Genomic DNA, 12265 nt, shown 5'->3' with positions numbered 1-12265 from the left:
CAAGGGGTCTGGCCAAGCCGGCCGCGGACGGGCAGACTGTGGGCACGGGCATGCTCAGCCCGACACGCAAGGGAAGTGAGGACGCCATGGGACACCACAAGAACAACGACGAACTCCGCGAAGAGCGCTTCGAGCAGGAGCAGCACCGCCAGGATCTGCGCGACGAGGTCTTCGCCGAGACGGACGGCGACGTCGACGACTCGGGTTCGCAGGATGAGCGCCGCAAGGAGGGGCTGCCGGCAGAGGAGTGACTGACGTCCGCCCCGGGGTGGGTCACCTCGGGGCGGGTCACCCCGCAGCGCATTGCGGCCGGCTGCCGCGGCGACCTAGGCTGGACTCATGAAGATGAGCACAGTCTGGAGCGTCGTCGGCGCGGTTCTCGCGATCATCATTGCCTGGTGGCTCGTCAATGCCGTGTTCTCGATCGCCTGGTTCCTCGTCAAAGCCCTCATCGTCGTCGCGGTCGCGACCGTCGTCTACGCCTTCCTCAAGGGCGCATTCCGCGCGAAGGACCGGCAGTAGCCGCACCCCGGCACCCGTGGAGACCATTCGCGCGGCCAGCGTCGTCATCGTCGACGAGCATGCTCGTGTGCTGCTCGTCCAGCGCGGCCGGGATCCCGGCCGCGGAAAATGGTCGGTGCCCGGCGGCAAGTGCGAGGCCGGGGAGACCTTCGCCGAGGCGGCCGCCCGGGAAGCGCGCGAAGAGACCGGTCTCGACGTGCGCGTCGACCGCGAGCTCTGGTCGCTGACGATCCCCGCGGCAGACGGCCGCGAATACGACGTCCACGACTTCGCGGCCACCGTCATCGGCGGCGTTCTTCAGGCCGGTGACGACGCCGCCGACGCCCGCTGGTTCACCAACGCCGAACTCGACGCCCTCGACCTCACCGATGACCTCGCCGGTTATCTGCGTCGGGCGCGGGTCTTCGACCCTAGGTGAGATCGCCGAGGCCGGTGTTCGCTCCGCAGAGGACGACCGCGACCTTCTCGCCGGGTTCCGGCGTGTACCCGCCCGAGCTGTGGACCCCGGCGAGCGCGGTCGCCGCCGCGTGCTCGACGACGAGTCGGTGCTCGGCCCACAGATGACGGCGGGCCGCGATGATGTCCGGATCGCTGACGAGCACCGAGGTGACGAGGTCGGTCTGCGCCGCCGCGAGTGCGAGCGGCGTCGCGCACCGTGCGCCGAGGGAATCGGCGGCGACGGAATCGACGGTGACGTCGACGGGAGCACCGGCCTCGAGCGCGGCATTGAAGGCGCGCGACCCCTGCGGTTCGACCGCAACCGTGCGCACCCCGTGGAACGTCGCCGCCGTCGCGACCCCGGCGAAGAGTCCGCCCCCGCCGACCGAGACGACGACGGTGTCGAGATCGGGCACCTGGGCGAGGATCTCCGTGAACACCGTGCCGGCGCCCGCGGCGATGAGCGGATCGTCGTACGCATGGGACGCCAGCGCTCCCGACGACTCAGCGAACTCCGCGCAGGCCGCGGCCGCCTCGGCGTACTCCGATCCGACGAGCCGGACATCGGCGCCGTAGGACCGCAGCCGGTCGACCTTGACGGCCGGGGCGGTCTCGGGCACGAAGACGGTCGCCCGCACCCCGGCCTCCCGGGCGGCCCACGCGCACGCGAGGCCGGCGTTCCCACCGGAGGCGATCGTCACCCCGGCGGCGGGGAACGAGCCATCGTCGAGGTGGGCACGGATGAAGTTCTGCGCACCGCGGGCCTTGAAGGTCCCCGTGTACTGCATGAACTCGAGCGCGAAGTAGAGCCCGGCGGCCGCGGGGTCGGCGGTCGGCAGCGCCACCCACGTCGCCCCCGGTGTCGGTCTCGGCCTCGGGGCGACGGCCGTGCTGCGCGGCGGCCACGGACACCGCGCGCACGCGACCGGTGATCCGCTCGGCGGCCGCTTCGATGTCGGGATAGTCGAGCCGGGTGCGGGTGGGCTCGGTCATGGGCGCCTCCTCGGTGATCGTCACTGACGTGTCTCTCCACCCTAGACGCACGGGATCGAATCGCGGATCGGGCCGGGTGCTGAGGTGGCACGGCTACGGTCGGCCGCCTCGGCGCAGATCACGCTGTGGGCGAGGATCCCGCTGTGGACGATCCCGCGTCAGTGGTGCTTGGGCACGCGCAGCGGGGTGCCCTTCGTCTCCTTGACGAGGCTGACGCCGATGAGCGAGATGACGCAGACGATGGTGAGGTAGATCGCGATCGACAGGGAGTTGCCGGTCCGCGCGAGCAGGGTCTCTGCGATGGTCGGGGCGAACGCGCCGCCGAGGATCGCGCCGAGCGCGTAGCCGATCGACACGCCCGAGTACCTCACCTGGGGCGGGAACATCTCCGCGTACATCGCCGACATCGGGCCGTAGCTCAGACCCATGCCGACGGTGAGGACGAAGATGCCGATGCCGTACATCCAGATGTTCGCAGCGTCGATCATGAGGAACGTCGGGATGAGCCAGAGGATGAGGAGGATGTAGCCGATCTGGAAGGTGCGCACGCGCCCGAGCCGGTCCGACAGCGCCCCGCCCCACATCGTGAAGATCAGCCAGCCGAAGCTCGCGAGCGTCGTCGCCAGCAGCACCGGCGCGCGGTCGAGGCCGACGGTGCCGCCCTCGGCGATGGGGCGTGAGGCGTAGGCGGCGAAGAACGCGATGATCATGTAGCCCACGGCGTTGTTGCCGATGAAGATGATCGCCGAGAGCACGACCTCCTTCGTGTTCTTCCTGAACAGGGTGCCCAGCGGGGCCGAGGATTCGGCGCGGCGCTCGGCGAGTTCGGCGAAGACGGGGCTCTCCTCGACCTGTTTGCGGATGTAGTAGCCGACGAGGACGAGGACGACGGAGAAGAGGAACGGGATCCGCCAGCCGAAGCTCGCGAACTGCTCGGGCGTGAGGACCGTGGTGAGGATCCAGATGACGCCGGTCGCGAGGATCATGCCCACGGGCACGCCGATCTGCGGGTAGGCCCCGAAGATGCCGCGCTTGGCATCGGGGGCGTGCTCGACGGAGAGCAGCGCCGCCCCGCCCCATTCGCCGCCGGCGGAGAATCCCTGGAGGATCCGCAGGAGGGTGAGCAGGATGGGGGCGGCGACGCCGATCGCCGCGTACGTCGGCAGCAGACCGATGAGCGAGGTCGCCGCGCCCATGAGGATGAGTGTGAGGACGAGCATCCGCTTGCGTCCGATCCGGTCACCGAGGTGGCCGGCGATGATCGCGCCGAGCGGGCGGAAGAGGAACGAGATCCCCAGGGACGCCCACGCCATGATCTGGCCGAGCGCCGGATTGTCGGCGGCGAGCGGACCGAAGTACTGCACCGAGAGGATGAGGCCCGCGGCCTGCGCGTAGATGAAGAAGTCGTACCACTCGATGGTGGTGCCGACGAGGGTGCCGGCGAGGACTTTGCGCTCCTCGCGGGTGATCGGCGTCGCCGATGGTGTCGTGGTGGACATGGGTGATCTCTCCGTTGAAATCCGGGGCCCGCAGGTCGCAGGGTCCCTGCCGGTCTCCGGTGAGCGGCGAGGAGGCGACCTTTGGTGACTGTTTGGTCAGTTAATACGGATGATCATAGTCCACCGAGGTGACCCGCACCACCCGCGTTAACCCCGATGACAATTACCGACCGATTGGTTAGTATATGGACTGATCGGTGAGCTCGGACACACATTCCGGGCCAGGTTCGGAAACCATCACGTCCGGGCCGCGTTCGGGTGCGGATCCGGGCGCTGAACAGTCGACAGCGGCGACGGGGCACGAGCGGCCCCGAGCGTCGAGAATGCGGGAGACCCCATGACCGAGACCCTGAGCTCCTTTGCCGCCGGCACCTGGCACACCCCGGCCGACGACGCCGGGGCGCGCGATGTCCGCGATGCGACGAACGGGCAGCTGCTCCACCGCGTGTCCTCCGACGGCATCGACTTCACCGCCGTCGCCGACCATGCGCGCCTCGTCGGCCTCCCCGCCCTGCAGAAGCTGACGTTCCACCAGCGCGGCGTCATCCTCAAGCAGCTCGGCGCATACCTCATGGAGCGCGCGAAGGACTACCACGAGATCTCGTTCACCACGGGCACGACGAAGCGCGACGCGTTCGTCGACATCGAGGGCGGCATCGGCACGCTCTTCACCTACTCGGGCGTCGCACGCCGTCAGATGCCGAACACGACGGTCCTCCTCGACGGCGATGTCGAGCGCCTGTCGAAGAACGGCACCTTCGTCGGCCGCCACATCCTCACCTCCCGTCAGGGCCTGGCGCTGCAGATCAACGCGTTCAACTTCCCCGTGTGGGGCATGCTCGAGAAGTTCGCCCCGATGTTCGTCGCAGGTGTCCCCGTCGTCGTCAAACCCGCGACCGATTCCGCGCACCTCACCCGCGCCGTCGTCGCCGACATCATCGCCTCCGGACTCCTGCCCGAAGGGGCGGTTCAGCTCGTCACCGGCGACATCTCCCCGCTCTTCGACGAGCTCGCCGAACAGGACACGATCGCGTTCACCGGCTCGGCCGGCACCGCCCGTCGCCTCGCGTCGCTGAACTGCGTCACCGAGCGCGGCACCCGCTTCTTCGCCGAGGCGGACTCGCTCAACTTCTCCCTGCTCGGTCCCGATGCCGCTCCCGGCACCCCGGAGTTCGATCTCTTCGTCGACGGCGTCGTCGCCGAGATGACCGTCAAGGCCGGGCAGAAGTGCACCGCGATCCGCCGCACCTTCGTTCCCGCCGAGCACGCCGAGGCGGTCGGGGAGGCCCTGACGGCGAAGCTCGCCACCGTCACCGCGGGCGATCCGCGGGAGAGGTCGACGAAGCTCGGCCCCGTCATCTCCGACAAGCAGCGCGGTGACGTCCTCGACGCCGTCGATGAGATCGTCGCCGGCGGCGCCCACCTCCTCACCGGCGGCCGCGAGGCCTCCGATGCCCTCGCCGCCGAGCTCGGCGGATCGTTCATCGCCCCGACCGTCCTCCAGGCCGACGACTCCTGGGTCGACGCCGTCCACGACATCGAGGCCTTCGGTCCGGTGACGACGCTCATCACGTACTCGACCCTCGCCGAGGCGGTCGACCTCGCCGCGCGCGGGCGCGGGTCCCTCGTCGGTTCGGTCGTCACCCACGATCCCGCGTTCGCCGCGGAGTTCGTGCGCGCCGTCGCGCCGTGGCATGGTCGCATCCTCGTCCTCGACCGCGATGACGCCGAGGAGTCGACGGGACACGGGTCCCCGCTGCCCACCCTCGTCCACGGCGGGCCCGGCCGCGCCGGCGGCGGCGAGGAGATGGGCGGTCTGCGCGGCGTCACGCACTTCATGCAGCGCACCGCCGTCCAGGCCTCCCCGGACATGCTCACCGCGATCGGCGGGGAGTGGGTGACGGGAGCGGAGCGCCGCCTCGGCGACCATCCGTTCACGAAGTCGCTGGCGGACCTGCGCATCGGCGACGCCCTCGAATCGGAGTGGCGGGAGGTCACGCTCGAGGACATCGCGCACTTCGCGGAGTTCACCGGGGACACCTTCTACGCGCACACCGACGAGGAGGCCGCAGCGGCCAACCCGTTCTTCCCGGGTCGCGTCGCCCACGGCTACCTCATCGTCTCCTTCGCCGCCGGCCTCTTCGTCCAGCCGGATCCCGGCCCGGTGCTCGCGAACTACGGACTCGAGGGCCTGCGCTTCGTCACCCCCGTCTCCCCAGGTGACAAGCTCAAGGTGACGCTCACGGCCAAGCGCATCACCCCGCGCGAGACCGACGAATACGGTGAGGTCCGCTGGGACGCCGAGGTCGTCAACCAGGACAACGAGCCCGTCGCGAACTACGACGTCCTCACCCTCGTCGCGAAGGAGTGAGGGCAGGCGCGGGTGCTCAGGCCCGCGCTTCGTCCTCGGCGGGGACCTCGGGATTGCGGATGCCGGCCAGGGACACGAGCCCGCCGGCGATGAGGAGGACCGCCACGAAGACGGCCGCGCGGTGGAAGCCGGTGAGATCGATGGCCCCGCCGACGATGACGCCGACGATGGCGATGGTGATGAGGCCGGCCACGCGCGAGATCGCATTGTTCACGGCACTGGCGATGCCGCTGCGCTCCTCCGGGATCGCCCCGAGGACTGTCGAGGTCAGCGGGGAGACGGTGGCGGCGAGTCCGAGGCCGAAGACGATCATCGCCGGCAGCACCTGCCACCAGTAGTTGAAGTCCTCGCGGACGAGGAGCAGCATGAGCGACCCGACGCCCATGAGGATCGGACCGAGCGCCATGAACAGGCGCGGACCGAAGCGTCCGGCCAGGCGGCCGCTCGTGGAGCTGAAGAGGATCATCATGATCGTCGTCGGCAGGCTCGCGAGACCGGCGGCCGTGGCCGTCAGCCCGGCCTCCTCCTGGAGGTAGATGGCGACGACGAAGCCGTTGAGCGACAGGGCTCCGTACATGAGCGTCGTCGTGATGTTGCCGACCCAGAAGTTCCTGGCTCGGAAGAGATCGAGCGGCAGGATCGGATCGGTCACCCGCCGTTGGCGCAGCAGGAACAAAAGGAAGAGGGCGGCCCCGCCGAGGAGGGTGATCGGAATGAGCGGATTGCCCCACCCCAGCCGGGGCTGTTCGATGAGGCCGAAGACGAGGCCGCCGAGTCCGAGGATGGAGAGGATCGCCCCGAGGATGTCGATGCGGGCGTCCGGGCGGTGGGGCGGATCGGGCACCTTGCGCAGCAGCCACAGCGTGATGGCGATCGGGACGACGTTGATGAGGAACGCGAACCGCCAGCTCGCGAAGTCGACGAGGACACCGCCGATGAGCGGGCCGACGATCATCGCGCCGGTGGTCAGCGCGGTCCACGTGCCGATGGCCTTCGCGCGGGCAGCACCGGAGAAGTGGGCGCTGATGAGTGCGAGCGAGCTCGGCACGAGGAAGGCCCCGGCGGCACCCTGGAGCATCCGTGCGATGATGAGGATGAGCGGGTCGGGGGCGAGCGTGATGATCACCGAGGCGATGCCGAACCCGATGAGGCCGATGACCATCACCCGGCTGCGCCCGTAGGCGTCGCTGATGGAGCCGGCGACGAGCATGATGGCCCCGAGCGTGATGAAGTAGCCGTCGACGACCCACTGCTGGGTGACGAGCCCGCCGCCGAGTTCACGGTCGATCGCGGGCAGGGCGACGTTGACGATCGTGCCGTCGAGGAACGCCACGAACGAGGCGAGCACGGCGATCCACAGGATGCGAGAAGTCACCCTGTCAGAGTACGCCCTGAGGCAAGGCTGTTTGAGTTCTGTCGTGGCGCGTGACGTGGTGCGACTCGCACCCCGGACTTCAGGTCGCAGAGTGTCGATTTTTCTGCCCGCCATCGACACTCTGCGACCTGAAGACGGCGGATTCGCGGCTGCCTCACTTCGGGGGCGGGGCCTCCAGGCCGGTGAACGCCATCGCCGTCACTGCCTCGGCGATGGTCTCGGGGTCCACGGGGTAGCCGGGGCGGTACCACTCGGTGATCGAGTTGACCATGCCGAAGAGCAGGCGGGTGACGAGGCCGGGCGGGAAGTCCGCGCGGATGCCGCCCTCGGCGATCGCCTCGGCGACCAGCGCCCGGATCTTGTCGTCGATGCCGCGCCGCTGTTCGAGGGCTTCGCGTTCGACCTCGGAGTTGCCGCGCACCCGCAGGAGGAGGGTGACGGAGTGGTGGTATTCGATGAGAATGAGGACGCTGGCGTGGACGGCGAGCCGCAAGCGCTCGAGGGCGTCGGTGTCGGTGCGCCGGCTCTCGGTCTCGACCGCCGAGTCGAGGGCGCTGATGCCGCGGTTGATCGCCAGCCGCAGCAGCTCCTCCTTCGACTTCACATGGTGGTAGATCGCCGACTTCGTGATCCCGAGCTCGCGGGCCACGGTGTCCATCGACGTCCCGTCGTAGCCGCGGAGGACGAACACCTCGGTGGCCTTGTTGATGAGCGTCTCCCGGTCGTAGCCGGGACGGCCACGGCGCGGACGCGACTGTGTGGCCGCCTCGGCGACGATGCCACCGGCACCAGCCCCGCCAGCGGCACTCCCACCGGCACCAGCCCCGCCGGCGGCCTCATCGACAGGACCCCTGCGGGCAGCCGGAGGCACGACGGCCTCCTCAGCCGAGGTCGGCTGAGTCTGTGCAGGTGACGGGCTCTTGGACATGCGCACCAGTCTAATCAGCGAGGCGAGGCCGCTGCCGCGACACGGGTCACATCCGCCTCAGCGGATGTTCTCGCGGCGGTCGATGATGCGCTTGAGCTTGCCGACCGAGCGCGGCAGTGACCCGGGATCCTTGACGTCGACGGTCGAGGAGACGCCGAGGCGCTCCTTGATCCGCCGCGCCACGCGGCTGCCGAGCCCCTCACGTTGGGTCGCGTCGACGCCCTCGCGGCACTCGACCTCGACGGTCACCTCGTCCATCCGGCCCGGGCGGGTGAGGACGAGCTGGAAGTGCGGGCTGAGGTGCTCGAACTCGAAGAGCACGGACTCGACGTTGGCGGGGTAGACGTTGACGCCGCGGATGATGATGAGGTCGTCGGAGCGGCCGGTGATGCGGGAGATGCGGCGGAAGTTCGGGTGGGCGGTGCCCGGCAGCAGGCTCGCGAGATCGTGCGTGCGGTAGCGGATGATCGGCAGCGCCTCCTTCGTCAGGGAGGTGAAGACGAGTTCGCCCTCCTCGCCGTCGGGCAGCACCTCGCCGGTGAAGGGGTCGACGATCTCGGGGTAGAAGTGGTCCTCCCAGATCGTCGGGCCGTCCTTGGTCACCGCGGATTCGCAGGCGACGCCGGGGCCCATGACCTCGGAGAGGCCGTAGATGTCGACGGCGTCGATGTCGAAGGACTTCTCGATCTCGCGGCGCATCTCGTCCGTCCACGGTTCGGCGCCGCAGATCGCGACCTTGAGGCTCGTCGAGGTCGGGTCGATGCCCTGCCGGTGGAATTCGTCGAGGATCGTGAGCAGGTAGGTCGGGGTGGCGGTGATGATGTCGGGCTGGAAGTCCTGGATGAGCTGGACCTGGCGCTCGGTCTGTCCGCCGGAGATGGGGACGACGGTGAAGCCGTGGCGTTCGGCCCCGTGGACGCCGAGTCCGCCGGTGAAGAGTCCGTATCCGTACGCGTTGTGGAGCATCTGGCCGGGGCGTCCGCCGGCGCCGATGATCGAGCGGCGGATGAGGTCGCTCCACACGTCGAGGTCGTTCTGCGTGTATCCGACGACGGTCGGCAGTCCGGTGGTGCCCGAGGAGGCGTGGATGCGGGCGACGTTGTCGCGGGGGACGGCGAAGAGCCCGAACGGGTAGTTCTCCCGCAGGTCCTGCTTGCTCGTGAACGGCAGCTTCGCGATGTCGTCGAGACTGGTGATGTCCGCGGGAGTGATGCCGAGCTCGTCGAAGGCCTTCCGGTAGAAGGGGACCTTCTCGTAGACGGTGGACACCGTGGTCGTGAGGGTGGCCAGCTGATGAGCGCGCAGCTCATCGAGGCTCATCGTCTCACCGGCGTCGCTGGCGGTGGCGGTCATCGTGGTCTCCTGGCGGGTGTGTCGAATGGCGTGTGGATGTCCTGGAGCGCCGAGGTGGCGGCGCGTCGCGGGCGGCACCGGGTGAGCGCGGTCCGCGGGGTGAGGGTCAGGGGGCGGCGTCGGGCTTCGGGGCAGGAAGGGTGCGGGAGCGGCCGCGGTAGACGGCGATCGTCTCGTCGCCGCGCTTGACCTCGACGTCGTAGATGCCGGAGCGGCCCTGCCGGACGACCTCGCGGCCGTGGGCGACGAGTTCGTCGCCGACGCGGGTGGGCTTGAGGAAGGTGATGTCTCCGCCCGAGGCGACGGTGACCGATCCGGGGTAGTTGCAGGCCATCGCGAACGTCGTGTCGGCGAAGAGGAAGATGTAGCCGCCATGGGTGATCTCGTGCCCGTTGGCCATGATGTCGGTGACCGTCATCGAGCACTGCGCCCATCCGGGTCCGTGATCGTCGAGAGTGATCCCGAGGTGCTGGGAGGCGCGATCGTTGGCGTACATCGCCGCCGCTCCCGTGTGCGCTTCATTGCCGATGCCGGGCGCGGTGCGCTCGGGTGAGCCGGCTGTGCTCGCCGAGGCAGCCGGAGCCGGGGGAGCGGCCGTGTTGGTGCGGGCGGTGTTCGTCGCGTCGATGTCGGCATGTGCCATGTCGGGCTCCTCCTCGAGTCGCTGCGCTGCGAGGCGCGGGCAGGGTCGCCGTCTCAGAGGTGCCGCACGGCGGCATGAGAATAAACGACCATCTGGTCAATAAATATCGTTGTGATCGGCGTCTCTGTCAAGTCAGCGAGGAGGTGGCTGCACCCCGAGTATCGCTGACGGACGACGCTGTCACTGGTTCGCGACGGAGCTCTGCTGCTGAGACCCCGATGCCTGAGAACTCTGCTTCTCGAATGAGCTCGGCAGCGGGAACTTCTCCGAGAGGAACCAGTGCATGATCTCATCGAGGTGCTCCTGGGCCTCAGGGGTGGAATCCGTGTCATTGAGGCAGAGGACATCGAGGTTTCTCCGCCGCAGCAGTCGACGCATGTAGAGCTCGGCGTCGGGCCGCGAGATGTCCATGTAAGCGTAGCGAATGGGCGAATCGATCGCCTTGCCCCGTGCGTAGGCGTGGAAGTGATAGAGCGCCGAGGAGATCGAGTAGTCATCGGGATGCCGGAACTTCGACTGGGCGACATGGTCGAACAGCTGTTGATACTCGGCTTCGAAGTCGGACATCACCGACTTCAGCTGCGGGTGGGGTGTGTGCTTGAACTTGTTGCCGACCCGCCGACCGTGCTCGTTGAGCATGAAGTCACGCCCGTGTTTGGCCGCCGACAGCACCGGCATGTCCCGTGCGCTCGCCTCGGAGAGGTCGAGTGGGGCCGTCGACGGGAAGAAGCGGGACAGTCCGTTGCCGGTGAAGAAGAGCTCTGGGCTGGTGGGGCGCATGAAGAACAGGTCGTCATTCATGTAGATGTACTTCTCGCTCAGCCCCGGAATGTGGTGCATCTGCGATTCGATCGCGTGCGAATTGAAGACCGGGAGGTTGCCCTGGTCGGAGAAGATGTCCTTGTGGTCGATGACCGTGATCTTGGGGTGATCGGTGTCGAGCCAGTCAGGGACCTGGGCGTCGGTGATGAGATAGATGTGGTTGACCCAGCTCGCGTAGGCCTCGACCGACCGCAGTGAGTAGAGAAGCTCCTGCCGATCGGCGAAGCGCGATTCCGAGACCGCCGTCTCGTTGATCTGTCCCTCGCTGAGGTCGCCTTGGGCGCGCAGCTTCTTCGCTCGCCATTCGGGGTCGGAGCCGTCGACCCAGGTGTAGACGAGATCGACGGGGTCCGGAACGCCGTAGAGATCGGGGGCATCCGGCAGGATCGTGTGGTTGTCGTTGGCCAGGGACGCAGCCCAGACCTCGGGAGTGAAGTATTCGACGAGGGTGCGCGGCTGCTTCGCCACTCGGTGCAGGGTCCCCGGAATGTGCGTCGACCCGTCCACGCGTCGGCGTCGGGGCCCGAGGTCGGTCCATGCTTCGACGATGACGCCTTCGAATCCGGTGCTCAGCACGCGTCCGTTCGGCGCGACGACGCGGCGGTGGAGAATCATCGTCGCCACGGCGAAGGGGTCGCGGCGCTGTTTGCGCGGACTCGCCGACGCCCACGAATAGTATCGGCGGTACTGCGTCCAGCCCTCCGATGCCCGCAGCGAGGTGAGCGCCTCGAGTGCGTGCCGGGTCTGTGACTGCGGAATGACCAACCGCGCGCGATCCCGCGCGCGCCGCGGAAGCTCGACGAAGTCGACGCCGGCCGCTCTGAAGGCCGATCGCACGGCATCGAGGTTGCGCTGCTGAGCGGCGACGCTGTTGTGGACTTCGGTGGCGACGACCTGTGGTTGATGCGCCAGACTCGGCCGGAGCGTGGTGCGGATCCGCTGCTGCCAGTCCTTCTCGCCGTGACGGACCTCCGACAACCACAGCTTCTGGTCATTGCTGAGGAGATCGATCGCCTTCCTGCGAGTCCGCCGAGCGAGGATTCTCATCGCTTTACGACGACTGTTCACTGGCAGTACCTCCGCAGGTCATTGTCACGTCACTTTCAATTTAATGCGAAGTCATCTTTGCACCGCGGATTGACACGGGCAAATCAGATGTAGTGGATCACAGGAATAGTCGGAGTCAGAGCTGTAGTCCGACAGGAAGGGCCGGAAAGCAGCAATACTTGCCGACTGCTGGCGGCTGCCCATGCTCCCCGAGGTGGATCCCGCTCGATATTCGGCACGGAATCGAGCGGGATCCACCTCGGCGGGCATCCTG

11 protein-coding genes are annotated in these 12265 nt (G+C 68.2%); 4 read left to right on the top strand and 7 right to left on the bottom strand.

Features of this window, described 5'->3' with window-relative positions; genetic code table 11:
• The first annotated feature begins 86 nt into the window (after window positions 1–86).
• From AC2W7K_RS07015 to AC2W7K_RS07005, 3 genes are all read left to right on the top strand, one after another.
• Window positions 87–251 carry a hypothetical protein gene (locus AC2W7K_RS07015; RefSeq protein ID WP_171006963.1) on the top strand — a complete coding sequence of 55 codons (165 nt, stop codon included), beginning with the start codon at window positions 87–89 and terminating at the stop codon, window positions 249–251.
• A gap of 94 nt (window positions 252–345) precedes the next feature.
• Window positions 346–522 (top strand): hypothetical protein, encoded by a 177-nt coding sequence (locus AC2W7K_RS07010; protein ID WP_486005920.1) that lies wholly within the window; start codon window positions 346–348, stop codon window positions 520–522.
• A gap of 16 nt (window positions 523–538) precedes the next feature.
• Window positions 539–940 carry an NUDIX domain-containing protein gene (locus tag AC2W7K_RS07005; RefSeq protein ID WP_211978433.1) on the top strand — a complete coding sequence of 134 codons (402 nt, stop codon included), beginning with the start codon at window positions 539–541 and terminating at the stop codon, window positions 938–940.
• On the opposite strand, the gene AC2W7K_RS07000 is transcribed toward AC2W7K_RS07005, so the two are convergent.
• The gene (locus tag AC2W7K_RS07000; RefSeq protein WP_486005919.1) at window positions 933–1805 is read right to left on the bottom strand and encodes a serine/threonine dehydratase; all 873 of its coding nucleotides are present in this window, start codon (window positions 1803–1805) and stop codon (window positions 933–935) included. The genes AC2W7K_RS07005 and AC2W7K_RS07000 overlap by 8 nt on opposite strands.
• A 306-nt stretch (window positions 1806–2111) precedes the next feature.
• On the bottom strand, window positions 2112–3452 hold the full coding sequence (locus AC2W7K_RS06995; protein ID WP_211978431.1) for an MFS transporter: 1341 nt from the start codon (window positions 3450–3452) through the stop codon (window positions 2112–2114).
• A 337-nt stretch (window positions 3453–3789) separates the two neighbouring features.
• Between AC2W7K_RS06995 and paaZ the strand changes: the two genes are divergently transcribed.
• The gene (gene paaZ, locus AC2W7K_RS06990) at window positions 3790–5823 is read left to right on the top strand and encodes a phenylacetic acid degradation bifunctional protein PaaZ (RefSeq protein WP_211978430.1); all 2034 of its coding nucleotides are present in this window, start codon (window positions 3790–3792) and stop codon (window positions 5821–5823) included.
• A gap of 16 nt (window positions 5824–5839) precedes the next feature.
• Here the strand turns inward: paaZ and AC2W7K_RS06985 are convergent, their stop codons facing one another.
• From AC2W7K_RS06985 to AC2W7K_RS06965, 5 genes are all read right to left on the bottom strand, one after another.
• Complete coding sequence (locus AC2W7K_RS06985) at window positions 5840–7198, bottom strand: MFS transporter (protein ID WP_249120955.1); 1359 nt, start codon at window positions 7196–7198, stop codon at window positions 5840–5842.
• A 154-nt stretch (window positions 7199–7352) separates the two neighbouring features.
• A complete protein-coding gene (locus AC2W7K_RS06980) occupies window positions 7353–8126 on the bottom strand; it encodes a TetR/AcrR family transcriptional regulator (RefSeq protein ID WP_211978428.1) in 774 nt (257 codons plus the stop codon).
• A gap of 57 nt (window positions 8127–8183) precedes the next feature.
• Window positions 8184–9479 carry a phenylacetate--CoA ligase PaaK gene (paaK, locus tag AC2W7K_RS06975; RefSeq protein WP_211978427.1) on the bottom strand — a complete coding sequence of 432 codons (1296 nt, stop codon included), beginning with the start codon at window positions 9477–9479 and terminating at the stop codon, window positions 8184–8186.
• 106 nt (window positions 9480–9585) lie between these two features.
• Window positions 9586–10122: a hydroxyphenylacetyl-CoA thioesterase PaaI gene (paaI, locus tag AC2W7K_RS06970; RefSeq protein ID WP_249120954.1), complete on the bottom strand. Its 537-nt coding sequence runs from the start codon at window positions 10120–10122 to the stop codon at window positions 9586–9588.
• Window positions 10123–10302: 180 nt separating this feature from the next.
• Window positions 10303–11991: a stealth family protein gene (locus AC2W7K_RS06965; RefSeq protein ID WP_211978426.1), complete on the bottom strand. Its 1689-nt coding sequence runs from the start codon at window positions 11989–11991 to the stop codon at window positions 10303–10305.
• Window positions 11992–12265 lie beyond the last annotated feature (274 nt).

The sequence above is a fragment of the Brevibacterium sp. LAARM2_SD2 genome (genome assembly GCF_057364785.1).
This window is presented reverse-complemented; position numbering and strand designations above follow the sequence as displayed.

Coding starts and splice junctions, on each gene's coding strand:
- AC2W7K_RS06980 (WP_211978428.1), bottom strand. CDS start 8,126: ATGTCCAAGAGCCCGTCACCTGCACAGACTCAGCCGACCTCGGCTGAG.
- AC2W7K_RS06965 (WP_211978426.1), bottom strand. CDS start 11,991: ATGAGAATCCTCGCTCGGCGGACTCGCAGGAAGGCGATCGATCTCCTC.
- paaI (WP_249120954.1), bottom strand. CDS start 10,122: ATGGCACATGCCGACATCGACGCGACGAACACCGCCCGCACCAACACG.
- AC2W7K_RS06995 (WP_211978431.1), bottom strand. CDS start 3,452: ATGTCCACCACGACACCATCGGCGACGCCGATCACCCGCGAGGAGCGC.
- AC2W7K_RS07010 (WP_486005920.1), top strand. CDS start 346: ATGAGCACAGTCTGGAGCGTCGTCGGCGCGGTTCTCGCGATCATCATT.
- paaK (WP_211978427.1), bottom strand. CDS start 9,479: ATGACCGCCACCGCCAGCGACGCCGGTGAGACGATGAGCCTCGATGAG.
- paaZ (WP_211978430.1), top strand. CDS start 3,790: ATGACCGAGACCCTGAGCTCCTTTGCCGCCGGCACCTGGCACACCCCG.
- AC2W7K_RS07015 (WP_171006963.1), top strand. CDS start 87: ATGGGACACCACAAGAACAACGACGAACTCCGCGAAGAGCGCTTCGAG.